Source organism: Novosphingobium panipatense, assembly GCF_900182875.1.
Lineage (GTDB): Bacteria > Pseudomonadota > Alphaproteobacteria > Sphingomonadales > Sphingomonadaceae > Novosphingobium > Novosphingobium panipatense.
In genome coordinates this window covers 189,603-214,238 of record NZ_FXUI01000004.1, presented here as the reverse complement: position 1 = coordinate 214,238, position 24,636 = coordinate 189,603, and the positions used below count along the sequence as shown (strand labels likewise).

Here is a 24,636-nt window from a genome sequence, read left to right as displayed (position 1 = left end):
CGGCAACCTGCCGCCGCACACAGACGTTCGAAAAGATCAGCCAAAAAGACAGCCGAGAGGATACCGGGCCACTATGGAAATCGCCGACTTCGATCGGAGCCCCAATGTCGTGTCGTTGTTCTTCGCCCGTGCGGATGCACTGGGCGAGGTTCCCATGCTGTGGTCCAAGCAGGGTGGCCAGTGGCGCTGCATCACCTGGGCCGAGGCGGCTCGCCGCGTCAGCCTGATCGCGGCCTCCCTGCGCCGGAACGGCCTGAACGATGGAGACCGCGTGCTCATCGTGGCGGAGAACCGCCCGGAATGGTGCCTGGCCGACATCGGGATCATGGCTGCAGGTTGCGTGACGGTTCCGACCTACACCACCAACACGATGCGCGATCATACCCATATTCTCGAAAATTCGGGTGCTCGCGCGGCCATCGTTTCCACCGAGAAGCTGGCACGTACCCTGCTTCCGGCCGTGGTCCAGACCGACCTGTGCCAGCTGGTGGTGGGCATGGAGACGCTGCCGGCCATGCAGGGCGGTGCCTACGAGACGCTCGCCTGGGAGGATCTGCTGCAGGGAGACGCGGCCGCCGCGCGGGCGGAAGTGGACCAACGGATCGCCGGGATCGGGCGTGGGGACCTGGCATGCGTCATCTACACCAGCGGCACGGGCGGGGCGCCGCGTGGCGTGCGCCAGCATCACGGTATGCTTTTGTGCAATGTCGCGGGCGCGGCCGAGGTGATCGCCGACGATTTCGGCTGGGATCAAGGCGGCCGCTCGGGCCAGGGGCAGCGAGAGATCTTCCTCTCCTTCCTGCCTCTTAGCCATGCCTACGAGCATACCGGCGGGCAGTGGCTGCCGATCGGCCTCGGTGGCGAGATCTACTACTCCGAAGGACTGGAGAAGCTGGCGGCCAATATCGAAGAGGTTCGCCCTACGGTCATGGTGGTGGTGCCGCGCCTGTTCGAGGTGCTGCGTACGCGGATCATGAAGCAGATCGAGAAGCAGGGCGCCGTGGCCAGCCGGCTGATGGACTGGGCCATCGCGGGGGGCGTGCGCAGCCAGTCGGGCAAGCCCGGTCTGCTTGATCGCCCGCTGGATATCCTGCTCGAACGCACGCTGCGGCCCAAGGTGCGGGCACGCTTCGGCGGCCGGATCAAGGCGCTCGTGTCGGGAGGAGCGCCGCTGAACCCGGAAATTGGCGTGTTCTTCGAAGCGATGGGGCTGACGTTGCTGCAGGGGTACGGACAGACCGAAGCCGGCCCGATCATCAGCTGCAACCGGCCGGCGGCGGGCGTGAAGTTCAGCACGGTCGGCCCGCCGCTGCGGGGGGTGGAGCTGAGGATCGCCGACGATGGCGAGATCCTCGTCCGGGGCGAGCTCATCATGTCCGGCTACTGGCAGAACGAGGCGGCGAGCGCGAACGTCCTCAAGGACGGCTGGCTGCACACAGGAGACATCGGCTTTATCGACGAGCGTGGCCGCATCGCCATTACGGATCGCAAGAAGGACATGATCGTCAACGACAAGGGAGACAACGTCTCCCCGCAGAAGGTGGAGTCGATGCTCACGCTCCAGCCAGAGATCGCGCAGGCCATGGTTTCGGGTGATCGCCGCCCGTACATCGTGGGACTGATCGTACCGGACGCGGATTGGGCCTTTCAATGGTCCCGGGAGAATGGGGAGACGTTCGATTTCCGCAGGCTGCAGGATCTTCCCGCTTTCCGCGCCGCCATCCGCGGTGCGATCGACCGGGTGAACGCCGAACTCTCCGTCATCGAGAAGGTGCGCCAGTTCACCTTCGCCGATGAACCGTTCTCCATCGAGAACGAGGAGATGACACCCAGCCTGAAGATCCGGCGGCACAAGCTGAAAGACCGGTATGGCGCTCGTGTGGACGCACTGTACCGGGCTTGAGGAAACGGTCGCGCGGCTGCTGCGTTGACGGGCCGAACGTCAACGATAGCGAGTGCGCGATGCGTGCCTTCCCGTGCCCTAACTGCAGCCGCCTCAACCACTTCGAGGTGCGGGTCTGTCCCGGCTGCGCGGCGACGCTGGGCTATGATCCGGCCATCGACGGTTTTCGCTTCCTGGCGGACGAGGCGACCGTGTGGAAGGATGAAGCCGGAAGCGTCGCGTCGGTCGTCGTGTGTGCCAACAACAACGACTACCAGATCTGCAACTGGCTGGTGGGCACCAACGACTGGACGCCCATGTGCCGCGCCTGTCGGCACAACCGCACCATACCGGACCTTACCCAACCTTCAGTCCCGCCGCGCTGGAGCAAGATCGAGGCTGCGAAGCGACGGCTCTTCCACACCCTGATGAAGCTCGGGCTTCCGCTGGACACCAAGGCGCAGGAGGCCGCCGGGACGGCATCCGGGGTACAGGGCCTCGCCTTCGACTTCCTTTACGACGCGGCGGCGGAACGGGCGGGGAGCCACCGGATCTTCACCGGCCATGACGGGGGCGTGATTACCCTGAACCTGATCGAAGCCGATGATTCGCAGCGCGAGCGCATGCGCAGCGCGATGGGGGAACCGTACCGCACACTGCTGGGGCACTTCCGGCATGAAGTGGGGCACCACTTCTGGTCGCGCCTTGTCGAGACCGACGAGGCCGAGCTGGACGCGTTCCGCTCGCTCTTCGGCGATGAGCGCATCGATTACCAGCAGGCGCTAAAAGCGCATTATGGCGAACAGGAAGCGAAGGTCTGGTCGAACGACTATGTCAGCTACTACGCGACCGCGCACCCCTGGGAGGATTTTGCGGAAACGTTTGCGCACTACCTCCACATCGTCGACGTCCTGGCTACCGCAAAAGGCTTCGATCTGACCTTTGCGCCCTTTCCCAACGCGCCAGGCGACAGCGGGCTGCAGCTGGATATGGATCCCTATACGGCAGACGCCCGCACTCTCGTGCGGGCGATGAAGCCGCTGTCCTTTGCCATGAACGCCATGAACCGTTCGATGGGCCAGCCGGACCTCTATCCCTTCCACCTGTCGGACACGGTCGTCGGCAAGGTGGACTACGTCCGCAAGCTGGCCTGCAAGGCCCGGGCCGTTCCGGGCCGGGCCCTGATGGCGAACGGTTAGATCAGGCCGGCGAGAGGGCTGGAGGGATCGGCGTAGCGGCGCTGTCCCATGCGGCCGGCGAGATAGGCATGACGGCCCGCCTCCACCGCAAGCCTCATTGCTTGGGCCATGCGGACCGGGTCTTTCGCTTCCGCGATGGCGGTGTTCATCAGCACGCCGTCGCAGCCAAGCTCCATCGCCACGGCTGCTTCGGACGCCGTTCCCACGCCCGCGTCCACAAGCACCGGCACCTTCGCGCCTTCGACGATCAGGCGCACGGTTACCTTGTTCTGGATGCCCAGTCCGGAGCCGATCGGTGCGCCCAGCGGCATCACGGCGACCGCTCCGGCGTCCTCAAGCTGCCGGGCGGCGATCGGATCGTCCACGCAGTAGACCATCGGAAGGAAGCCTTCCTTGGCGAGAATCTCCGTGGCCTTCAGCGTCTCGCGCATGTCGGGATAAAGCGTGCGCGCCTCGCCCAGGACTTCCAGCTTCACGAGATCCCAACCGCCCGCCTCGCGCGCGAGCCGCAGGGTGCGGATGGCGTCCTCGGCGGTGAAGCAACCTGCCGTATTGGGCAGGTAAGTGATCTTCTTTGGGTCGATGAAGTCCGTCAGCATCGGCGCCTTTGGATCGGACACGTTCACCCGGCGTACCGCCACCGTGACGATTTCCGCGCCGGATGCTTCCACTGCGGCGGCGTTCTGCGCGAAATCCTTGTACTTGCCTGTGCCCACGATCAGGCGCGAGGTGAAGGTTCGTCCTGCAACGGTCCAGGTGTCGGCGGAAGTATCAGTCACGAAGCGCGTCCTTTCGGGAAGCGGAAGATCAGGAAGGGCGAAGAGGGGAAGGCTCAGCCGCCACCGACGAAGTGAACGATCTCCAGCACGTCGCCGTCGGTGAGCGTCACGTCGCCGAGCGTGGAGCGCGGGGCGATCTCGCCGTTGCGCTCGACCGCAACTTTCTTCGGATCGAGCCCGATGGCGGCGACAAGGTCGGCGACGCTGGAGCCGGCAGGAACGCGACGGGAGTCGCCGTTGACGGTAAGCAGGAGTTCGTCAGCCATGTGCGGCGAAATAGCGTTCAGCCGCCGCGGTGCAAGTTCCGAATGTGCGCGTAAGCCACCAGGGACACGCCGATGATCGTCAGCACGGTTTCCGCAGGGCCATGGCCAACCGCCAGAGCAAGCCCCATCAGGCCAAGACCTGCGCCGCCGATGACCAGGGGCGCGAGCTTGCCATGGCGCGCCACCCCGAATCCCAGCGAAACAAGGCCGACGACCAGCGCCAGCCCTAAGCCGATTCGGTGAATTTCCGGTGCCAGCAGCACCTCGCCGCCAAGTCCAAGTATGCCGACGAGCAGCACGCCAAGAATGCAGTGGACCGCACAAAGGCCGCTGAGGATGATTCCGGCGCGGTCGAGGCGGTCACGAAGTGCAAGGATGGCTGTGCGCATGAAGGCCATGTATGTGATGTTGTATCATTATTCAAGCCCGGACTCAGCAGGGGCACATCCGGTCGACGCAGCCCTTGCGCTCTTCGTCGCGAAACCGCAGGGGAGGGGTGTGCCGGAAAAAGAAGCGGAAACATGAGAGTGAATGACGGGCGCCCGATCATCGGGACCAGTGACGACATAATCGCAATGGTACGTTGGCTGCTCTTCGTGGCGGTGCTCGTCATCCTCATTGTGGCGGTGGGGGGCATAACGCGCCTCACCGAATCGGGACTGTCCATCACAGAGTGGAAACCGATAACGGGTGCGATCCCGCCCCTCACGGAGGTCCAGTGGGAGGCGGAATTCGCGCGCTACAAGCAGATCCCGCAGTACGTCGATGTAAACGGCCCGGCGGGAATGACGCTCGCGCAGTACAAGTTCATCTACTTCTGGGAGTGGGTCCACCGCCTGCTGGCGCGCGTGATCGGGTTAGCCTTCGCAATTCCCCTGGCGTGGTTCTGGTATCGGCGCACGATCCCTGGCGGATACAAGCCGCGCCTTGTCGCCCTGCTGGCGCTTGGCGGCCTGCAGGGGGTGGTGGGATGGTGGATGGTGTCCTCCGGCCTCAGTCCGGAGGCGCTGGATCGGGTCAGCCACTTCCGCCTCGCCGCACACCTGCTGGTGGCGCTGTTTACTCTTGCCGGGCTGGTCTGGACCGCGCTTGACCTCAGGGGCTTGAAGCGGGGCGAACCGCGCGCCCGACTGACCGCCTTCGGTGCGCTGGCGCTGGGCGTGCTGGCGCTGCAGCTCTTCATGGGAGCGATGGTGGCGGGGCTGCGCTCCGGCTATGTAGCCGGTGCCGGATGGTGGAACTGGGACGCCTGGCCGCTGATGCAGGGCAGCTTCTTCCCCGAAGGTGTCGAATGGGCACGTGGCGCGCTGTCGGCACTGGTCAACGATCCTTACCTCACGCATTTCGTCCACCGCTGGTGGGCCTGGGTGGTCGTGCTCATCCTCGTCGTGATGGGCCGCAAGCTGCGGGCACGGCGGCAGCGATTGGTCTCCGTCGCGGTGCACAGCGCGTTCGGCCTGCAGGTCCTGCTCGGCATCTTCACAGTCTGGTCGGGCCTGACGCTCTGGATCGCCGTCGCGCACCAGCTGTGCGGTGCGCTACTGGTGGCCGCAACCGTTTGGGGGGCTCACGCCCTGGGCCGCCGAGTGTGAAGGGTGCGCTCATCTGGTGTCCGTTCCCGGATGAGACGGCGGCGCTGGCGGCCGTGGACACGTTGCTCCACGAAGGGCTGGTCGCCTGCGGCAATCTCGTTCCTGGCATGACCAGCGTCTTTATCTGGAATGGCGAGCGGTGCACCGCCCGTGAGGTCGGTGCGCTGTTCAAGACCACGGACGACCGGCTTGAGGAGGCGATCACCCGTCTCGGACAAGTGCATCCCTACGACGAACCGGCCGTTTTCGGCTGGGTGTGCGATGGGACCGCTCCCGCAACGCTGTCCTGGCTCGCCGGAGCGGTGGCAAAGGCGTAAGGTATTATTTTACCTCCCAGGAGAGCCGCGGATTGCTTGACTTGGCGCCCTGTTTCGACGATTTGGCCGCCTTCCGCGCCTTCAGGGATTCGATTCCGTGGCTGGCGCTCGAATTATAGGGATAGACCAGCCATGAAGGCGCTCACGAAGGTCACCCGGTCGATCAAGCCGGCCGAGGTGGAAAAGAAGTGGCATCTGATCGATGCCGAAAATCTGGTCGTCGGCCGTCTCGCCGTCGTCATCGCGGACCTGCTGCGCGGCAAGCACAAGCCGAGCTTCACCCCGCACGTCGACTGCGGCGATCACGTCGTCGTGATCAACGCGGAGAAGGTTCGCTTCACCGGCAACAAGCTCAAGCAGCAGACCTACTACAAGCACACCGGTTATGCCGGCGGCATCAAGGAAGTCACCGCGGACAAGGTTCTTGCCGGTCGCTTCCCCGAGCGCGTGCTCGAGAAGGCTGTCGAGCGCATGATCCCGCGCGGCCCGCTCGGCCGTGACCAGATGCGCGCACTGCACATCTATGCCGGCACCGAGCACCCGCACGGTGGCACTCAGCCCGAAGCGCTCGACGTCGCTTCCATGAACCGCAAGAACAAGGTGGGCGCATAATGTCCGACAACGAAACCGTGCAGAGCCTGTCCGACCTCAAGGACATCGCCGGCAACGTCACCGTTGCTGACGAGACTGTCACCGCCGCTCCCGTCTCGAACGCTCCGCTGCGCGAGCAGCAGATCGACGCGCAGGGCCGCGCCTACGCAACCGGCCGCCGCAAGGACGCCGTTGCCCGCGTGTGGATCAAGCCCGGCTCGGGCAAGATCATCGTCAACGGCCGTGACCAGGAAGTCTACTTCGCGCGTCCGACCCTGCGCCTCGTGATCAACCAGACCTTCCAGGTCGCTGGCCGCGAAGAGCAGTACGACGTGATCGCCACCGTCAAGGGCGGCGGTCTCTCGGGTCAGGCCGGCGCCGTAAAGCATGGCATCGCACAGGCTCTCGCCAAGTACGAGCCGGCCCTGCGTGCCGCCGTCAAGGCCGCCGGCTTCCTCACCCGCGACCCGCGCGTTGTCGAGCGTAAGAAGTACGGCCGCGCCAAGGCACGTCGCAGCTTCCAGTTCTCGAAGCGCTGATCGCTTCAAGGGCTTCGGCTTGCAAAAAAGGGGTCGCGGGAAACCGCGGCCCCTTTTTTCATGCCGGCGCAGCCCTGGTCGACAAAGGCCGGCTCCGGAGAGCCGGCGAAGAAGCCGGACCCGGCCTCAGTACATGTGCTGGCCGCCGTTGATGCTCAGCGTGGAGCCGGTCACGAAGGCTGCATTCTCGGAGCAGAGGAAAGCGCAGCCGCGAGCGATTTCGTAGGCGCTGCCCAGCCGGCCGACCGGTATTTTGGCGACGATCTTCTCCAGCACCGGTGCGGGCACGGCTGCGACCATGTCCGTGTCGATGTAGCCGGGGGCGATGGCGTTCACCGTGATGCCGTACTTCGCACCCTCTTGGGCAAGAGCCTTGGTGAATCCGTGGATGCCGCTCTTGGCTGCGGCATAGTTTACCTGGCCGTACTGTCCGGCCTGGCCGTTGATCGATCCAATGTTCACGATGCGGCCCCAACCGCGGTCTCGCATCCCGGGAAACGTCGCCTTGGCGGTGTTGAAGCACCCGCCCAGATTGATGCGCATGACGTCATTCCAGTCGTCGAAGCTCATCTTGTGGAGAACGCCGTCGCGGGTGATGCCGGCGTTGTTTATGACGATGTCGATCGCGCCCACGTCCGCTGCGATGCGAGCGCAGCTCTCCTGCGTCGCATCGAAGTCGCCCACATCGAACTTGTAGGCCGGGATGCCGGTCCTCTCGGTGAAAGCCCGCGCCTTTTCATCGTTGCCGGCGTAGTTCGCCACCACCGTGTGTCCACGCTCCTTCAGAGCAAGGGAGATGGCCTCGCCTATACCCCTCGTGCCACCCGTGACGATTGCAACGCGCGCCATTCGTAACCCTTCCGTGTCTGAAGATCGACCGAGAGCACAAGGCTATGGAAGGATTATGACGGCGGCAAGACCATCACTTGATCAATTTCCCACGAACGTCATTGCATGTCCTGCAACCGGTGGCCTGCTCAGAACTTGAACTGAGTTCCTACATAGACCGCCTGGCTGTCCTGCTTGCCATCGGTCAGCGGGACGAGCCGCTCGCGGTCCTGGGAGTAGCGTACGCCTGCAGTGACATCGAGATTCTCTGTCACGCGGTAAGCGCCGCCGAAGTCGACCTCGCCGCCATCGACGGCGAAAGTTCGCGGCGCGCGCCCTGCAGCCTTCTTCTCATCGATCGAGATCCGGGGCGAGAAACGCGATTCGTCCTTGCGGCTGCTGCCGGGCGAGAGGCTGAAGCGCTTGAGATCGGGCAGCTGCGCCAGGGGGCGGGCAGGCGCCTGAGGGACCAGGTTCTGCGCGAAGTTCTGATACCCGCGCGAGACGCCGAGATTGAACGCGGTGGGCGCCATGTGGAGGCGATCAGCCGGTGCCGGGGACGACGAGGAGGGCGCGCGTCCCCTGACGATGATCGCCTGTGCCGCCTCGGGATCGACGCGGACCGCGACCGTCACCGCGCGGTCCGGCCGGTTGGGAGTTCCGGCGGGCGTGAAGGGAAAAAGCTGTCCCTTGGCAAGCGAGCGCATCGATATGGCGCGGGAGAGATTCTCCTGCGTCGTCTCACTCGCCAGCGGATCGATTTCCCCGCCACTCCGCGCGGAGGTGCCCTGCGTGAAATCGGCGGAGAACGCGAGCACCGCGCTCGGCAGGGCCAGAAGGCATACACAACCGGCCAGCAGCAGGCTGCCCTTCATGCCACCTCGTGTCGCTGCCGCTCGTTCGCTGTTCATTTCCAGACCTGCCGCCTCTCACCGGCCGCCCATCCCCGGTGCGACCATGAGCTCCCGTTCAACACCGAGCGATGTTAACACGGGCTGATCGCCTCGAAAAGCCGGGTTCAACCCTCGCCGCGGACGTTCAGCGACGGCTAAGCCGCCCGGTGCTTGATCGTGCTGCGGCAAGCCGCTCTTGCCGCTGGGCCAACGGCGGTTATAGAGGCGTCTTGACGACAGGTTCGGTATGGCCGTGCCTGCAGCCTCTGACAGCGGATTTGGGAACGAACATGACAGGCAGCACCGACAAGGGCCTCTTCACCGCGCGCACGCTGGCTTCCAGGGGCACTGCCCTCGGCTTCGGCGCTGTGGCTGCACTGGCGCTCGCCGGATGCGGCGGCGGGGAGAAGCGCGAAGTGGCCGCGCTGGCGCCCTCGCAGGTGACGACGATCGGGGTGAACAGCTACCTCTGGCGCGCGAGCCTCGATTCGGTGTCCTTCATGCCGCTCCTCCAGTCCGACAGCGCGGGCGGCGTCATCATCACCGACTGGTACGTGAATCCGAAGGCCCCGACGGAGCGGGTGAAGGTGTCGATCGCTATCCTGGACCAGGATCTGCGCGCCGATGCGCTGCGGGTGACGGCGGTGCGCGAAGTGCAGCAGGGCGGCAGCTGGGTACCTGCGCCGGTGCAGGCCGCGACGGTCCAGAAGCTTGAGGACATCATCCTTACCCGAGCCCGTGACCTTCGCCGCGATTCGATCGGCGGCTGATCCTTAGACTCTAGACCAAAGATGCGGGCCGCGTGCGCGCAGGAGATCATACTGAAATGACCGAGCGGTTCGATCCCGCACAGGCGGACACGCGCTGGCAGGCTGCGTGGGACGAAGCGCAGAGCTTCCGCGCCGATGATACCTCGACCAAACCTCGCAGCTACGTCCTTGAGATGTTCCCGTATCCTTCGGGCCGCATCCATATCGGCCACGTGCGCAACTACACGATGGGCGACGTGCTGGCGCGCTACAAGCGGATGAAGGGCTTCGAAGTCCTCCACCCGATGGGCTGGGACGCCTTCGGCATGCCGGCAGAGAATGCAGCGATGGAAAAGGGCGTCCACCCCGGCGGCTGGACGCGTGAGAACATCGCCAACATGAAGGCGCAGTTGAAGCGCCTCGGCTTCGCGCTCGACTGGAGCCGCGAGATCGCAACGTGCGAGCCCGAATACTATGGGCAGGAACAGTCGCTGTTCCTTGATCTTTACGAACACGGCCTGGTCTATCGCAAGGAATCGGCGGTCAACTGGGATCCGGTCGACCAGACGGTGCTCGCCAACGAACAGGTGATCGACGGGCGTGGATGGCGTTCGGGCGCGCTGGTGGAGAAGCGCAAGCTCTCCCAGTGGTTCCTCAAGATCACCGACTTTGCAGAGGAACTGCTCGAAGGCCTCTCCACACTGGATAAGTGGCCCGAGAAGGTCCGTACGATGCAGGAGAACTGGATCGGCAAGTCGCAGGGCCTGCAGTTCAGCTTCGATCTTTCGACGGGCGGCAAGGTCGAAGTCTACTCGACCCGGCCCGACACGATCTTCGGCGCAAGCTTCGTCGCCGTCGCCGCCGATCACCCGATCGCCCAAGGCGCGGCTGTCGGTCGCCCCGAGGTCGAGGAATTCATCGCGCTGTGCAAGCAGGGCGGCACCACCGCGGCAGAGTTGGAAACCGCGGAGAAGCTGGGCTTCGACACCGGCATCACCGCGAAGCACCCCTTCACTGGTGCCGCGCTTCCGGTCTTCATCGCGAACTTCGTGCTGATGGAGTACGGCACGGGCGCGGTCATGGCGGTTCCCGGCCACGACCAGCGCGATTTTGAATTTGCGACCAAGTACGCCCTCCCGATCGTGCGCGTCGTCGCACCGAGCGCTGAGGAAGCCGACAAGCCCTTCGCGGGCGAGGCCGAGACGGGCGACGGCGTTCTCGTCAATTCCGATTTCCTCAACGGCATGTCCGTAGCCGATGCCAAGGCCGCCGTGATCGGGCGCGCCGAAAGCGAAGGCTGGGGCTCGGGCCAGACGGTGTGGCGCCTGCGCGACTGGGGCGTCTCGCGCCAGCGTTACTGGGGCACGCCGATCCCGTTCATCCACTGTGAAGTCTGCGGCGTGGTGCCGGTGCCGAAGAAGCACCTGCCGGTGACCCTCCCCGAGGACGTCGATTTCCAGACGCCCGGCAACCCGCTGGTGCGCCACCCTACCTGGAAGCACGTGGACTGCCCGCAGTGCGGCCATGCGGCCCGCCGCGAAACCGACACGCTCGACACCTTCGTCGACAGCTCGTGGTACTTCCTGCGCTTCGCCAGCCAGCCTGACGACCGCCCGTTCGACCCCGCAAGAATCGCCGAGTGGCTACCGGTAGAACAGTACATCGGCGGCATTGAGCACGCGATCCTGCACCTGCTCTATGCCCGCTTCTGGACCCGGGCGCTTGCGCGCATAGGCAAGATCGAGGTCAAGGAACCGTTCGGCAGCCTGTTCACGCAGGGCATGGTCACGCACGAGACCTACAGCCGCATCAACGATGCGAACGGCCAGCCGGTGTTCTTCTCGCCCGGCGAAATCGACCGCACCGGCGAAGGCGCGACGCTCAAGGCCGATGGGGCGCCCGTCGACGTGGGTCGCGTCATCAAGATGTCGAAGTCGAAGAAGAACGTGGTCGATCCCGACGAGATCGTCGCCACCTACGGCGCCGACGCGATCCGCTGGTTCATGCTCTCCGACAGCCCGCCGGAACGCGACTTGCCCTGGTCGGAAGCGGGCATCGAAGGATGCGGCCGCTTCGTGCAGCGCTTGTGGCGCCTTTTCGGCCAGTATGATGCGGGTGCGACGGGCGAGGACAAGGCGCTTGACCGCAAAGTTCACCAGACGGTCGATGCCGCCGCCCGCGACATCGAATCGCTCGGCTTCAACAAGGCCGTGGCGCGCATCTACGAACTCACCGGGGCTATTGAAAAGGCAACCCCTTCGGCTAGCCGATCCAGCGCGATCCGCACGCTGCTGCTGCTTGTCTCGCCGATGATGCCGCACCTTGCGGAAGAAGCCTGGGCAGGCATCGGAGAGGGCCTGATCGCTGACGCCGCCTGGCCGGAAGTTGACCCGGCACTGCTGGTGGACGATGAGGTCACCGTGGCGGTTCAGGTCAAAGGCAAGCTGCGCGATACTCTTACCGTTGCCAAGGGCACTTCCAGGGAGGACCTCGAGGCGCTTGCCCTGGCGAGCGAGAAGGTGCAGCGTGCGCTGGATGGTGCGGAAGTGCGCAAGGTGATCGTTGTGCCTGATCGATTGGTGAATCTCGTCGCGTGAAGGCTCTCGTCGCTCTCACCGGTGCCGTGCTCCTGGCGGGTTGCGGGCTTCAGCCGATGTATGCCGGCGGGGGCAGCGGTGTCGTTGCCCGTGGACTGGCCGACGTGCAGGTTTCCGCGATTGAGGGGCGTGCGGGATGGCTCGTGCGCAACGCCCTTGTCGATGAACTCGGCGTTGGCGCGGGCAACGGCAGTGCCGCGCGCTACCGCCTCGATGTGCGTCTCGACGATCGGCTGGAAAGCTTTGCGCTGCTGTCGGACGACACCGTCGGCCGGGAGCGGCGCACCCTGCGAGCCCGCTACCAGTTGGTCGAGGTCGGCAGCGGGGAGATCGTGCTGGACCAGACGGCAGGATCCGATGCCGGCATCGATGTCGTGTCGTCGGACTACGCGACTATCGCCGCGGAACAGACCGCTCTGGAAAACATGGCAAAAGAGGTGGCGAACCGTATCGTCACCAATGTTGCGCTGCGTCTGCGCGGCGACACCAGCCAGTAAGCCGCGGTGAAGGCCACCCAAAAGGATTTTGCGAGCCTTGCGCAGCGGGCGGCCCGCGATGGGCGGGTGTTCTTCTTCTGCGGCCCCGACGAGGCCGGTGCCGCCGATGCGGCGGAAAAGATCGCTGCCCTGCTGCCCGACGCGGGCGAGCGCATCGAGATGGCAGGTGCGGAACTGCGCCGGGATCCGGTCAGGCTGGGAGACGAGGCGCGCTCCACCTCCCTGTTCGGCGGTGCCCGCCACATCTGGGTGCGTGCGCAGGGCGACGAAGCTCACGACGCCGTACAGGTGCTGTTCGAGAACGAGGTCGAGGGATGCCCGGTCCTGATCGTGGCCACCGGCGCTACGGACAAATCGCGTACAGCCAAGCTTCTAGCGGCGCGGCCGGATGGTCTGGTGGCGATGTTCTACCCACCCGATCTGAACTCGGCCACCGCCTCGGTGCGCGCAATGGCAAACGGGGCGGGCCTGAAGCTGGGCAGCGAAATAGCCGAGCGTATCGCGCGCGGAGCCGGTCTCGACACCCGGCTGGCCCGATCGGAAGTGTCCAAGCTCGCCCTCTACCTGGATGCGTCGCCCGAAACGCCGCGCCCGGTGACGAGTGCCGACCTCGATGCGATCGGCGCTTCCACGGAGGATGACGGCTTTGGATCCCTGGTCGACGCCGTCCTCTCCGGACGCCGCGAGGCCGTCGGTCCCGAATTCAGGCGGATGCGCGAGCAAGGCATGAACCCGGTCGGGCTGCTGCTCGCCTTTGAGCGCCGGGTCGCTCAACTGGCGGCGCTCAATGCCCGGATGGGGGGCAGTCGCGATGTGTCCGGCTTCCTCAAGGCTGAAGCGGCCGCGCGGCGCATCTTCTGGAAGGACCAGCCGGCGCTGGGGGCTCAGCTCCAGCTCTGGAGAGGCCCGCGCCTGGAGAGGCTCGTGGCCCGGCTGGTTGCTCTCCACCAGAATCTCCTGGCCAATAGCCAGGATGGAGAGCTTCTATTGTCCAAAGGCCTGCTTACAATCGCGCGGTCGGCTCGTCCCAAAACCCGTTGAGAGTGGGGGGGCGCGGCCTGATGCACGCGCCTCTGTACTGACCGTCTTTGCAGCAATGCTGGAAGGCCAGGGCTTGGACGGCGCGTAGCGGCAGCCTGCTTCAGGAGACGCTAACGTGAGTTCGCCAATCGCGGTGCCGCCGTCATGAATGCGCCCTTCGAACCGCGCGTGCTCGCGAATTCCGGAGTGATCGCCGATGACCTGATCGTCGCACCTTCACGGCAGCGACGACGCCTCCAGTGTTACGCCACCCTGGTCGCGGGCGATATCGTGGCCATCTTCGCCGCGTTTCTCGCCGTCGGCTACCTCCTGACGGGATTGCCCGGCCTGCGCGAGGGTGCGATTCATGGTCAGCTGATTCTCCCGATCTACCTTGCGCTCGCGCTTTACAACGGGGCGTACTCCGCCGCGGCGCTTCAGGAGCCATGGAAGGGGATCTGGCGCGCATTCGTGGCAATCATGATCGGCGTCGTCGCGCTGGTCTTCATTCAATTCCTGATCCGACCGCAGACGGACCTGTCCCGCTCGGCGTTCAACGGAGGCGCCATCGCGGCGATGGTGTTCACGGCGTCGATGCGGCTGCAATTGCGGGCTTTCATCCGCTGGCGTTGCGGGATGAGCATCCTCAACGAACTCATCATCGATGATGGCGGCCCTCAGGTGCACATCCGTGGTGCCATCCGGATTTCAGCCGCGGCCATGGGGCTCCGGCCCAACCTCAACGACCCTCACGCACTGGACCGCATCGGCCTCGTCCTTCGCAACATCGATCGCGTGATCGTCAGCTGCCCCGTTGGTCGCCGGGTGGAGTGGGCAAGGATGCTCAAGGGGGCCAACATCGACGGGGAGGTGCTGGACAACGAAGTCGCCCGCCTCGGGGCGCAGGGTGCGCGGGTGGTCGGCAAGCACGGACTTCTGATGGTTTCCGCCGGTCCTCTGGGGCTTCGCGACAGGGCGATAAAGCGGCTGTTCGACGTGGCTTTTGCCGGTACGGCCATACTGATCCTGTCCCCGCTTCTCTTCGTCGTCTCGATGGCCGTGAAGCTGCAGGACGGTGGCCCGGTGTTCTTCAGGCAGCGCCGGATGGGGAGGGGTAATCGCTTCTTCACCATGTACAAGTTCCGGTCGATGACGACAGGCTTGTGCGACCTCAACGGCAACGTCTCCGCGTCGCGCGACGATCGGCGCGTCACCCGGGTGGGAGGCTTCATCCGCCGCACCAGCATCGACGAGCTTCCGCAGCTGTTCAACGTGCTGCTGGGGGACATGAGCCTTGTCGGCCCCCGCCCCCATGCAACGGGTTCGCTGGCGGGCGACAAGCTGTTCTGGGAAGTCGATCTGCGGTACTGGCAACGCCACGGCCTGAAGCCCGGACTATCCGGACTGGCGCAGGTTCGCGGTTTCCGGGGTGCCACCGATCACGAAGAGGATCTGGTGAATCGGCTACAGGCTGATCTGGAGTATCTGGAGGGGTGGACGATCATGCGCGATCTGCAGATCGTCTTCCTCACCCTTCGCGTGCTGGTTCACGACAAGGCGTTCTGAGCCAACAGGGCCTGCCGGGCAGGATCGTCAGTTGCCGCCTTGCTTGGGGACGGAGAACGTACCCGAAACGCGGCCGCCCGGTCCCGCCGAAGCTGTGGATACGCCGCTGTTCAGATCGACGACGAGGCGACCCCCGCGCAGGACATCGCCGTTGCTGCGCTTGATCGTGGCATTCCCCGTCATCGTGATGATCTTCTGGTTGAAGTCGTAAATGCCGACATCGCCTGTTGCGGTTTCGTTGGGACGCGAAACGGTCACGCCGCCGCTCGCGGTGATCCGCTGGATCTGCATCGACCCTTGATTCGTGAAGTTCACCACGGTCCGAGCCGCACGCAGGCGCAGGTCGGCCTGCTTGACATCCACATTGCCGGACAGGATGACCCGGTCCTGCCTGTCTTGCAGTTCGATGCGATCCGCGGCGTAATCCACCGGCGCGTTGGAGTTGTGGCCCGAGAAAACCTGCGCCCCCAGCTGCTGCGATCCTGCCAGGGCGGCAAGGGCGAGCGCAGGAAGCGCAATCGCGATGCGGGGCAGCGTCTTTGAGGCGGTCATCGGGGTATCCTGAGTTTTCCGGGAGTCATGTGCAGGCGCGCATTCCCCTCCAGCGTCACGGTGCGGTTTTCGAGATCGGCCTTCATGGAGTCGGCACGAAACGTGCCGGTCGGCACCGTACCGTTAACCCCGCCGGACGCTATCGCAATCTGCTTGTTCACGTCCACGGCGACATTGCTCGTGGTCATGCTGTAGCCGTCGGGAGCGGCGAACTTCACCGGTCCTTCAACGGCGAGCTGTTCGCGTTCGTAGTTGTACGCGCCGCGCGGAGCGACGATCCGGGCCGGTCCGTCGTTGAGGTTGAGCAGTGCCTGCAGTTCCAGCATCTCGACGATCGGAGTGGCGGCGGATTTCTGCACCGCACTGCCGGACTTCACCACGAAATCGCGGTTCTTGTTGTCCTTTCCGCGATAGGCTGCCGCATCGGCCCGCAACCGCTCGTTGGTGACGGCGACCTTGTTGCGGTCCAGCAGGAAGCTGATTTCGCCCCGGGGAGAAAGGGGCACGAGGATCATCACCGCCGCGATCAGGCCGATGCCCGCAGGCAGGATCTTGGCCAAAAGCGCCACCAGCCGGTCATGCGAACCGCCCGGCGCGGCGAATTGCCGGCGACGATTACGGATCTGAACGGCTTCGACGGACATGACGGATCACACAACTCCCGAAAGGGCGATCAGGCTGCTTCGTGGCTGAAGATGTCGTGCTCGGGCCAGCCGGCAAGGTCCAGACGCGCGCGCGCCGGGAGGAAATCGAAACAGGCCTGGGCGAGTTCCGTCCGGTTTTCCCGGGCGAGCCGGGTCACGAGGATTTCGTGCATGGCATGCAGGTGCCGCACGTCGGACGCGGCGTATTCCTTCTGCGCATCGGTCAGTTCCGCAGCGCCCCAGTCGCTCGACTGCTGCTGCTTGGACACTTCCTTGCCAAGGAGTTCGCGCACGAGATCCTTGAGGCCGTGGCGGTCGGTGTAGGTGCGCACGAGCTTGCTGGCGATCTTCGTGCAGAAGACGGGCGCGGCCGTGACGCCGAGGTAATGCTCGATCGCGGCCAGGTCGAACCGCGCGAAGTGGTAGAGCTTCAGGCGCTGCGGGTCGGCCAGCACGGCCTTGAGGTTTGGGGCATCGTACGTGCTGTCGACGCCGAAGCGGACAAGATGCTCGTCCCCTCGGCCATCGGAGATTTGCACGACACACAACCGGTCACGAGCCGTGATGAGGCCCATGGTTTCGGTGTCGATTGCGACGGTACCCGGCGCCAGGACGCCTTCGGGGAGATCTTCTTCGTGGAGATAGACAGCCATGATCCGGAAATGCTTAGGGACTGGCCGGGGCTTTCGCAATGGCGCGGCTCGCTCCGGGATGGTTTTTCCAGGAGGTCGGCATGACGGCAACACAGAACAGGCAGAGCGTTCCCGCCAGTTGGGCAGCGGCGCTGCGCCCTGTGCTCGACGCGCCGGAGGCCCGCAGCTTGAGTGAATGGCTCGAGGCGGAGGAAGCAGCGGGCAAGCGGATTCACCCAGCACGGGACTTGCGGCTTCGCGCGCTCGAACTGACGCCCCTTGATGCCGTGCGCGTCGTGATCCTGGGGCAGGACCCCTACCACGGACCGGGACAGGCGCATGGCCTGTCGTTCTCAGTGCAGCACGGCGTTCGTACACCGCCCTCGCTGAAGAACATCTACAAGGAACTGGCCGCCGACTGCAGCGTGCAGCCTCCCGCGCACGGCAATCTGGAGCACTGGGCGCGACAGGGCGTGCTGTTGCTGAACAACGCCCTCACCGTCGAGGAGGGCCGCGCCGGATCGCATCAGAAGCGTGGCTGGGAAGCCATCACCGATGCGGCTGTGGCGGCTGTGGCTGCGAAGCCGGAGCCCTGCGTCTTCCTGCTCTGGGGCAATCACGCTCAGAAGAAGGCCCTCAGCGTTCCGGGACTGGCGGATAGCCACCACCTGGTGCTGACCGCACCTCACCCAAGCCCGCTGTCCGCGCACGCCGGCTTCTTCGGATGCCGCCATTTCAGCAAGGCCAACGCATTCCTGAAGGCGCACGGGCGCGGAACGATCGATTGGCAGGATCAGGCGGCCGGTCCCGGCACGGCATCGTCCATAACGTAGTGATTCATAGACCCTGCGGTCGTCAAATCCCCGAAACAGGCGCGGAACTTGCCAAAGGCTTCGAGGTCGCGAGCTGCCTCGTGCGCTTCCAGCGAGGTCCAGATGACGTTGAAGGTGAAGCGGGAAGAGTTCTCGACGCCGCGGCCGAACCGTACGGAGACGACGCCGTCACAGGCGGCGAGGTGTGCGATGCCGGCGCTCCGCATGGCGGCGGCGAACTCATCCTCGGAGCCCGTACGAACTTCGATCTCCGCGATTTCAAGCAGCATTGATGTCTCCCTTGCCAGGACGAAGAAGCCGTGAGCTCTGCTGCGGGTCAAGGCGCGCACGCAAGTGATCGCCGGTGCGGCCGTTTCTCCGTATCCTGAACGGACAACAGAAAAGGGCGCGCCGCGTGGCACGCCCTTTTCCCTGCCGATGTGACTGCGTCAGCGGGGGAGGACGCTGGCGCCCATGAGCGCTTCGTCCACCGCGCGGGCGCACTGGCGGCCCTCGCGGATCGCCCACACGACCAGCGACTGGCCGCGGCGCATGTCGCCGCAGGACCAGATCTTCTCGTCACTGGTGCGGTACTCGAAGACGTTGGCCTTCACGTTTCCACGCGGGTCAAGTTCGACACCGGACTGGTCAAGCATGCCGGCCTTGCGCGGGCCGACGAAGCCCATGGCCAGCAGGATGAGGTCGGCCTGGAGCGTGAACTCGCTGCCCGGGATCTCCTGCATCCTGCCGCCCTGCCATTCGACACGGACACATTCCAGCCCCTTGACGTCATTATCGCCGATGACACGCTTGGTGAGCACGGCCCAGTCGCGGGTGGCGCCTTCCTCGTGGCTCGACGAGGTGCGCAGCTTCAGGGGCCAGAAGGGCCAGGAGAGCGCCTTGTCCTCCTTTTCGGGCGGACGCGGCATGATCTCGAGCTGGGTCACCGAAGCGGCGCCCTGGCGATTGGAGGTGCCTACGCAGTCCGACCCGGTGTCGCCGCCGCCGATGACAATGACGTGCTTGCCGGTGGCGACGAGCGACCCCCGCGGAGCCGCGCGCACTTCGTCGTCACCGGCGTTACGCTTGTTCTGCTGGGTCAGGAACTCCATGGCGTAGCGCACGCCCGGAAGTTCGAAGCCCGGGATCGCCAGCGGACGCGGATCCTCCGCGCCGCCCGCGAAGACCACCGCATCGAAGTTTTCCTTCAGCGAGGCGACCGAGACGGTAACGCCGACCTCGACGGAGGTTTTGAACTCCACGCCCTCGGCCATCATCTGCACCATGCGGCGATTGATGAGGTGCTTCTCCAGCTTGAAGTCAGGGATGCCGTACCGCATCAGCCCGCCCACGCGGTCGCTCTTCTCGAACACGGTGACGGAGTGGCCGGCGCGGGCGAGCTGCTGCGCACAGGCCATGCCTGCCGGGCCGGAGCCGACGACAGCCACGGACTTGCCGGTGCGCTTTTCCGGCACCTGCGGCGTGATCCAGCCTTCCTGCCACCCCTTGTCGACGATCGCGCATTCCACCGACTTGATGGTGACGGGTTCGTCGATGATGTTCAGCGTGCAGGCCGCTTCGCACGGGGCGGGGCAGATGCGACCGGTGAATTCGGGGAAGTTGTTGGTCGAGTGAAGGACTTCCAGGGCGGTCCGGAAGTCATCCTCGTAGACCAGGTGGTTCCAGTCCGGGATCATGTTGTTTACCGGACAGCCGGTGTGGCAGTGCGGCACGCCGCAGTTCATGCAACGCGATGCCTGCCCCTTCAGCGCCTCCGGCGCCAGGGGTACGACGAACTCGTTGTAGTTCTTCAGGCGATCCTCGACCGGACCGTACGTACGGTCCTGACGGTCGAGTTCGAGGAAGCCGGTTTCCTTGCCCATCTTCTTGTGTTCCTAAATCTTATTCTGCTGCGACCAAGGTGGCTTCGCGGCGCTCGGCCTCCTGCTGGCGCAGTGCCCTCGCATAGTCGCGCGGCATCACCTTCACGAACTTGCCCAGCGTGTTCGACCAGTCGTCGAGCAGCGCACGGGCCCGCTTCGAGCCGGTGTGCAGATGGTGGCGTTCAAGCAGGATGCGCAGGCGCTCCGCGTCGTGGCGCAGCGGGTCGCCCATCCCCAGATCAGTGACCGAGGCGGTGCGCTGCTGGGGACGACCGGTGCCTTCATCCTCGTCGGCTTCGGGCGAGATCCTGAGCAGGTCGACCATGGCAGGGTTGACGAGCTTCTCGAACTCGCCGTCCTCGTCGTAAACGTAGGCGATGCCGCCCGACATGCCGGCGGCGAAGTTGCGGCCGGTCTTGCCCAGCACCGCCACGACACCACCCGTCATGTATTCGCACCCGTGATCACCGCAGCCTTCGACAACGGCGATCGCGCCGGAGTTACGGACGGCGAAACGCTCGCCACCGACACCGTTGAAGAACGCTTCGCCGGAGATGGCACCGTAAAGAACGGTGTTGCCGACGATGATGTTCTTGGTCGGATCGCGATCGACGTGCGCGGGCTGGCGCACGATCACGCGGCCGCCGGAAAGACCCTTGCCGACATAGTCGTTGGCATCTCCGGTCAGGTCGAGCGTCACACCGTGGGCAAGCCAGCCGGCGAAGCTCTGGCCGGCGACGCCGGTGAGCTTCACGTTGATCGTGTTGTCGGGAAGCCCTGCATGGCCATAGCGACGGGCGACCTCGCCCGACAGCATGGCGCCGACGGTGCGGTTGACGTTGATGACGTTCTTCTCGATGCGCACGGCCTGGCGGTTTTCCAGCGCGTCGGCCGCGGCTTCGATCAGTGCATTGTCGAGTGCGTTCTCAAGGCCGTGATCCTGCACTTCGCTCCAGCCGAGGGACGGGCTGTCTCCCTGCGGTGCCTGGTAGAGCACCTTGGAGAGGTCGACGCCCTTCGCCTTCCAGTGGCTGATGGCCTTCTTCATGTCGAGCTTGTCGACACGGCCCACCATCTCCGCGATGGTGCGGAAGCCGAGTTCGGCCATGATCGCGCGCAGTTCCTCGGCGACGAAGAAGAAGTAGTTGATCACGTGCTCGGGCTGGCCGGTGAAGCGCGCGCGCAGCACCGGGTCCTGCGTGGCGACGCCGACCGGGCAGGTGTTGAGGTGGCACTTGCGCATCATGATGCAGCCCGCCGCGATCAGCGGCGCTGTGGCGAAACCGAACTCCTCGGCACCCAGCAGGGCGGCCACGGCAACGTCGCGGCCGGTGCGCAGGCCGCCATCGGCCTGCACCACTACGCGGCTGCGCAGGTTGTTGAGCAGCAGCGTCTGCTGGGTTTCGGCAAGGCCGATCTCCCAGGGCGAGCCGGCATGAGTCAGCGACGTCAGCGGCGAAGCGCCGGTGCCGCCTTCGTAGCCGGCGATCGTGATGTGATCCGCGCGGGCCTTGGAAACCCCTGCGGCAACGGTGCCCACACCCACTTCGGACACCAGCTTGACCGACACGCGGGACGTCGGATTCACGTTCTTGAGATCGTGAATGAGCTGCGCGATGTCCTCGATCGAGTAGATGTCGTGGTGCGGCGGGGGCGAGATCAGGCCGACACCGGGCGTGGAGTGACGGGTGGCGCCGATCGTGCGGTCCACCTTGTCACCGGGCAGCTGACCGCCTTCACCCGGTTTCGCGCCCTGCGCCATCTTGATCTGGATGTCATCGGCGTTGACGAGGTACTCGGTGGTGACGCCGAAGCGGCCGGACGCGACCTGCTTGATCGACGACCGCATGGTGTCGCCGTTGGCCAGGGGCTTGAAGCGCGTGGGATCCTCGCCGCCTTCGCCGGTGTTCGATTTGCCGCCGATGCGGTTCATCGCCAGCGCCAGCGTGGTGTGCGCCTCCCAGCTGATCGAGCCGTAGCTCATGGCGCCGGTTGCGAAGCGCTTCACGATTTCGCTGGCGGGCTCCACGTCATCGATGTGGATCGACTGGCCGGGCACGAATTCCATCAGACCACGGATCGTGAGCATGCGCTCCGACTGATCGTTGATGGTCTGCGCGAATTCCTTATATTTTTCAGGGACGTTGCCGCGCACGGCGTGCTGCAGCAGGCCGATGTTGGTGCTGGTCCAGGCGTGTTCCTCGCCGCGGATGCGCGCGCCGTAGATGCCGCCCACGTCCAGCATGTTCTTGTAGATCGGGTTGTCGCCGTAGGCCGCCGCGTGACGGCGCACGGTCTCTTCCGCGATCTCGGCCAGACCTGCGCCCTCGATCGAGGTCGCGGTGCCGGTGAAGTACTTGTCGACGAAAGCCGTCGAAAGGCCGACGGCATCGAAGATCTGCGCGCCGCAATAGGACTGGTAGGTCGAGATGCCCATCTTGGACATGACCTTCCGAATGCCCTTGCCGATGGCGTAGACATAGTTCTTCGCCGCCTGCTCGGCCGAAACCGGCAGGTTCTTACGGATGCGGATGTCCTCGATCGTCTCAAGCGCGAGGTAGGGGTTGATCGCTTCCGCGCCATACCCGGCCAGAGCGCAGAAGTGATGCACTTCGCGCGCTTCACCGGTTTCCACGACAAGGCCGGTCTGCATGCGCAGGCCTTGGCGGACGAGGTGGTGGTGGACGGCGGCCGTCGCCAGCAGTGCGGGCATCGGTATGCGGTTAGGGCCTTGCGCACGGTCGGACAGGATCAGGATGTTCTTGTCCGCCAGCACCGCTTCGGTCGCGGCCCAGCACATTTCCTTGATAGCGAGTTCGAGGCCCTCGGCGCCGGTGCGAGCGTCCCAGGTCATGTCGATGGTGTCGGTGCGGAACGCGCCGTCAAGCGCCGCCTCGACCGAACGGATCTTGGCAAGGCCCAGGTTCGTGAGGATCGGCTGGCTGACTTCGAGGCGCTTGTGCGTACCGGCATCGTGGCCGAGCAGGTTGGGGCGCGGACCGATCATGGTGACGAGGCTCATCACCAGTTCCTCGCGGATCGGGTCGATCGGCGGGTTGGTGACCTGCGCGAAGTTCTGCTTGAAGTAGTCGTAAAGCAGGCGGGACTTGTTCGATAGCACCGGGATCGGCGTGTCGGTGCCCATCGAGCCAAGCGGGTCGTCCGCCATCAGCGCCATCGGCTCGAGGAACCGCGACACGTCTTCCTGCGTGTAGCCGAAGGCCTGCTGGCGATCGAGAAGGGTGCCGGTCGGCTTGGGCAGCTCGGCCAGTTCCGGTTCGATCACGTCGAGGTCAGCGAGCTTGTACTGCGCCTGTTCCAGCCACTTTTCGTAAGGTTCGGCCTCGGAGAGCTTGGCCTTGATTTCCTCATCCTCGATGATGCGACCTTCTTCGAAGTCGATCAGGAGCATGCGGCCGGGCTGCAGGCGCCACTTGCGCACGATGTTCTCTTCCTTGATCGGAAGAACGCCGCTTTCCGAGGCCATCACGCACAGGTCGTCGTCGGTCACGAGGAAGCGGGCCGGACGCAGGCCGTTGCGGTCGAGCGTCGCGCCGATCTGGCGCCCGTCGGTGAACGCAACGGCGGCAGGGCCGTCCCATGGCTCCATCAGGGCGGCATGGTATTCGTAGAAGGCGCGGCGTTCCGGCGTCATCAGCGGGTTGCCCGCCCAGGCTTCCGGTATCAGCATCATCATCGCGTGGACGAGGCTGTAGCCACCGGCGAGCAGCAGTTCGAGCGCGTTGTCCAGGCACGCGGTGTCCGACTGACCGTGGGGGATCAGCGGCCACATCTTGTCGAGGTCGGCGCCCAGCAGCTCCGATTCCATGGTGCGGCGACGTGCGTTCATCCAGTTCACGTTGCCGCGAACGGTGTTGATCTCGCCGTTATGAGCCATGAAGCGGAAGGGGTGCGCCAGCTTCCAGCTGGGGAAGGTGTTCGTCGAGAAGCGCTGGTGCACGAGGCCGAGCGCCGAGACGAACTCCGGATTGCGCAGGTCGTCGTAGAAGGAGCCGACCTGGGTCGCCAGGAGCAGGCCCTTGTAGACGATCGTGCGGCTGGAGAAGCTCGGCATGTAAAGCTCGGTCAGCCCCGGCATGTCGTGCTTTTCGGCCAGAGCCTTGAGCGGATTCTGCGTCTGCTTGCGGATCGCCAGGATCTTGCGCTCGAACGCATCCTGGTCCGCGCAATTGTCTCCACGGCCCACGAAGCACTGACGGATGACCGGCATCGATTCCAGAACGGTCTTGCCCAGACCGTCGAGTGTCACGGGCACGTCGCGCCAGCCCAGCAGGGTCTGGCCTTCCTTCTTGATGAACTTCTCGAAGATCGCGACGATCATCTCGCGGGCGGCATCGTCCTGCGGGAGAAAGCACATGGCCACGGCGTAATCGCCGGCCTTCGGCAGTTCGACGCCTTCGGCCTGGGCCCAGGTGCGGAACAGGGCATCGGGAATCTGCGTCAGAATGCCCGCGCCGTCACCCAGCAGGGGATCCGCACCCACCGCACCGCGATGGTCGATGTTTTTCAGAATCTCCAATGCCTGGGTAATGATTGCGTGATTTTTCTGGCCCTTGATATGGGCGACAAAGCCCACGCCACAGGCGTCGTGTTCATTGCGCGAATCATAAAGGCCCTGGGGCTTAGGAAATCCCATCGATAAAACCCATCCTGTCATTTTCTGCGAGGCTCACCGGGTATGCCTGCGGATTCGCACGACTCGTGCGAGCGACCCCACGCGGCATAGTGACCCCACGGTCCCCATGACGATTACGGCACCATTTTGCAATGCCGAAGA

Annotated in this window: 24 protein-coding genes; 13 read left to right on the top strand and 11 right to left on the bottom strand. The window is 64.9% G+C overall.

Annotation, left to right across the window (positions count from 1 at the left end; translation table 11 throughout):
- The first annotated feature begins 73 nt into the window (after window positions 1–73).
- Together QOL62_RS08625 and QOL62_RS08620 are read left to right on the top strand one after the other, a co-directional pair.
- Window positions 74–1,903, top strand: a complete 1,830-nt coding sequence (locus QOL62_RS08625) for an AMP-dependent synthetase/ligase (protein WP_283405947.1) — start codon at window positions 74–76, stop codon at window positions 1,901–1,903.
- 59 nt (window positions 1,904–1,962) lie between these two features.
- Window positions 1,963–3,081 carry a zinc-binding metallopeptidase family protein gene (locus QOL62_RS08620; RefSeq protein ID WP_283405946.1) on the top strand — a complete coding sequence of 373 codons (1,119 nt, stop codon included), beginning with the start codon at window positions 1,963–1,965 and terminating at the stop codon, window positions 3,079–3,081.
- On the opposite strand, the gene QOL62_RS08615 is transcribed toward QOL62_RS08620, so the two are convergent.
- Genes QOL62_RS08615 through QOL62_RS08605 form a run of 3 tightly spaced genes read right to left on the bottom strand, consistent with a single transcriptional unit; the run spans window position 3,078 to window position 4,515 of the window.
- The gene (locus QOL62_RS08615; RefSeq protein ID WP_283405945.1) at window positions 3,078–3,860 is read right to left on the bottom strand and encodes a bifunctional sulfur carrier protein/thiazole synthase protein; all 783 of its coding nucleotides are present in this window, start codon (window positions 3,858–3,860) and stop codon (window positions 3,078–3,080) included. The two genes, QOL62_RS08620 and QOL62_RS08615, sit on opposite strands and share 4 nt — an antisense overlap.
- A 53-nt stretch (window positions 3,861–3,913) precedes the next feature.
- Window positions 3,914–4,126, bottom strand: coding sequence for a sulfur carrier protein ThiS (thiS, locus tag QOL62_RS08610; RefSeq protein WP_283405944.1), 213 nt, complete (start codon window positions 4,124–4,126; stop codon window positions 3,914–3,916).
- A gap of 17 nt (window positions 4,127–4,143) precedes the next feature.
- Window positions 4,144–4,515 carry a MerC domain-containing protein gene (locus QOL62_RS08605; RefSeq protein WP_283405943.1) on the bottom strand — a complete coding sequence of 124 codons (372 nt, stop codon included), beginning with the start codon at window positions 4,513–4,515 and terminating at the stop codon, window positions 4,144–4,146.
- Between QOL62_RS08605 and QOL62_RS08600 the strand changes: the two genes are divergently transcribed.
- The 5 genes from QOL62_RS08600 to rpsI all read left to right on the top strand — a co-directional run bounded on the left by QOL62_RS08600 (window position 4,514) and on the right by rpsI (window position 7,165).
- Window positions 4,514–4,651, top strand: a complete 138-nt coding sequence (locus QOL62_RS08600; RefSeq protein ID WP_283405942.1) for a hypothetical protein — start codon at window positions 4,514–4,516, stop codon at window positions 4,649–4,651. The genes QOL62_RS08605 and QOL62_RS08600 overlap by 2 nt on opposite strands.
- Window positions 4,648–5,718, top strand: coding sequence for a COX15/CtaA family protein (locus QOL62_RS08595; RefSeq protein WP_283405941.1), 1,071 nt, complete (start codon window positions 4,648–4,650; stop codon window positions 5,716–5,718). The genes QOL62_RS08600 and QOL62_RS08595 overlap by 4 nt, the downstream gene beginning before the upstream one ends.
- Complete coding sequence (gene cutA / locus QOL62_RS08590; protein WP_283405940.1) at window positions 5,715–6,035, top strand: divalent-cation tolerance protein CutA; 321 nt, start codon at window positions 5,715–5,717, stop codon at window positions 6,033–6,035. The genes QOL62_RS08595 and cutA overlap by 4 nt, the downstream gene beginning before the upstream one ends.
- A gap of 132 nt (window positions 6,036–6,167) precedes the next feature.
- Window positions 6,168–6,647 carry a 50S ribosomal protein L13 gene (rplM, locus tag QOL62_RS08585; protein WP_103729170.1) on the top strand — a complete coding sequence of 160 codons (480 nt, stop codon included), beginning with the start codon at window positions 6,168–6,170 and terminating at the stop codon, window positions 6,645–6,647.
- Entirely contained in the window at window positions 6,647–7,165 is a 519-nt protein-coding gene (gene rpsI / locus QOL62_RS08580; protein ID WP_103729169.1) for a 30S ribosomal protein S9, read from the top strand. The genes rplM and rpsI overlap by 1 nt, the downstream gene beginning before the upstream one ends.
- A 126-nt stretch (window positions 7,166–7,291) precedes the next feature.
- Here rpsI and phbB read toward each other — a convergent pair whose 3' ends face one another.
- A complete protein-coding gene (phbB, locus tag QOL62_RS08575; RefSeq protein WP_103729168.1) occupies window positions 7,292–8,014 on the bottom strand; it encodes an acetoacetyl-CoA reductase in 723 nt (240 codons plus the stop codon).
- 128 nt (window positions 8,015–8,142) lie between these two features.
- Window positions 8,143–8,868, bottom strand: coding sequence for a hypothetical protein (locus QOL62_RS08570; RefSeq protein ID WP_103729167.1), 726 nt, complete (start codon window positions 8,866–8,868; stop codon window positions 8,143–8,145).
- Between the two features lie 308 nt (window positions 8,869–9,176).
- On the opposite strand from QOL62_RS08570, the gene QOL62_RS08565 reads away from it, so the two are divergent.
- The 5 genes from QOL62_RS08565 (at window position 9,177) to QOL62_RS08545 (ending at window position 15,315) form a co-directional block, all read left to right on the top strand.
- The gene (locus QOL62_RS08565; protein WP_283405939.1) at window positions 9,177–9,656 is read left to right on the top strand and encodes a DUF3576 domain-containing protein; all 480 of its coding nucleotides are present in this window, start codon (window positions 9,177–9,179) and stop codon (window positions 9,654–9,656) included.
- A 56-nt stretch (window positions 9,657–9,712) separates the two neighbouring features.
- Window positions 9,713–12,232 carry a leucine--tRNA ligase gene (leuS, locus tag QOL62_RS08560; RefSeq protein WP_283405938.1) on the top strand — a complete coding sequence of 840 codons (2,520 nt, stop codon included), beginning with the start codon at window positions 9,713–9,715 and terminating at the stop codon, window positions 12,230–12,232.
- Window positions 12,229–12,729, top strand: coding sequence for an LPS assembly lipoprotein LptE (lptE, locus tag QOL62_RS08555; RefSeq protein WP_103729164.1), 501 nt, complete (start codon window positions 12,229–12,231; stop codon window positions 12,727–12,729). Before leuS ends, lptE begins: the two co-directional genes overlap by 4 nt.
- A gap of 6 nt (window positions 12,730–12,735) precedes the next feature.
- A complete protein-coding gene (gene holA, locus QOL62_RS08550) occupies window positions 12,736–13,770 on the top strand; it encodes a DNA polymerase III subunit delta (protein ID WP_283405937.1) in 1,035 nt (344 codons plus the stop codon).
- Between the two features lie 144 nt (window positions 13,771–13,914).
- Window positions 13,915–15,315, top strand: coding sequence for a sugar transferase (locus QOL62_RS08545; RefSeq protein WP_283405936.1), 1,401 nt, complete (start codon window positions 13,915–13,917; stop codon window positions 15,313–15,315).
- Between the two features lie 27 nt (window positions 15,316–15,342).
- Here the strand turns inward: QOL62_RS08545 and QOL62_RS08540 are convergent, their stop codons facing one another.
- Genes QOL62_RS08540 through QOL62_RS08530 form a run of 3 tightly spaced genes read right to left on the bottom strand, consistent with a single transcriptional unit; the run spans window position 15,343 to window position 17,164 of the window.
- Window positions 15,343–15,867: an LptA/OstA family protein gene (locus QOL62_RS08540; protein WP_103729161.1), complete on the bottom strand. Its 525-nt coding sequence runs from the start codon at window positions 15,865–15,867 to the stop codon at window positions 15,343–15,345.
- Window positions 15,864–16,511: an LPS export ABC transporter periplasmic protein LptC gene (gene lptC, locus QOL62_RS08535; RefSeq protein WP_103729160.1), complete on the bottom strand. Its 648-nt coding sequence runs from the start codon at window positions 16,509–16,511 to the stop codon at window positions 15,864–15,866. Before lptC ends, QOL62_RS08540 begins: the two co-directional genes overlap by 4 nt.
- A 29-nt stretch (window positions 16,512–16,540) precedes the next feature.
- Window positions 16,541–17,164 (bottom strand): ribonuclease D, encoded by a 624-nt coding sequence (locus QOL62_RS08530; RefSeq protein WP_283405935.1) that lies wholly within the window; start codon window positions 17,162–17,164, stop codon window positions 16,541–16,543.
- 80 nt (window positions 17,165–17,244) lie between these two features.
- Between QOL62_RS08530 and ung the strand changes: the two genes are divergently transcribed.
- Complete coding sequence (gene ung / locus QOL62_RS08525; protein WP_283405934.1) at window positions 17,245–17,976, top strand: uracil-DNA glycosylase; 732 nt, start codon at window positions 17,245–17,247, stop codon at window positions 17,974–17,976.
- Here the strand turns inward: ung and QOL62_RS08520 are convergent.
- The 3 genes from QOL62_RS08520 to gltB form a co-directional block, all read right to left on the bottom strand.
- Window positions 17,937–18,245 carry an antibiotic biosynthesis monooxygenase family protein gene (locus tag QOL62_RS08520; RefSeq protein WP_103729158.1) on the bottom strand — a complete coding sequence of 103 codons (309 nt, stop codon included), beginning with the start codon at window positions 18,243–18,245 and terminating at the stop codon, window positions 17,937–17,939. The genes ung and QOL62_RS08520 overlap by 40 nt on opposite strands.
- A gap of 159 nt (window positions 18,246–18,404) precedes the next feature.
- Entirely contained in the window at window positions 18,405–19,838 is a 1,434-nt protein-coding gene (locus QOL62_RS08515) for a glutamate synthase subunit beta (RefSeq protein ID WP_103729157.1), read from the bottom strand.
- A 19-nt stretch (window positions 19,839–19,857) separates the two neighbouring features.
- Complete coding sequence (gene gltB, locus QOL62_RS08510; RefSeq protein WP_283405933.1) at window positions 19,858–24,495, bottom strand: glutamate synthase large subunit; 4,638 nt, start codon at window positions 24,493–24,495, stop codon at window positions 19,858–19,860.
- Window positions 24,496–24,636 lie beyond the last annotated feature (141 nt).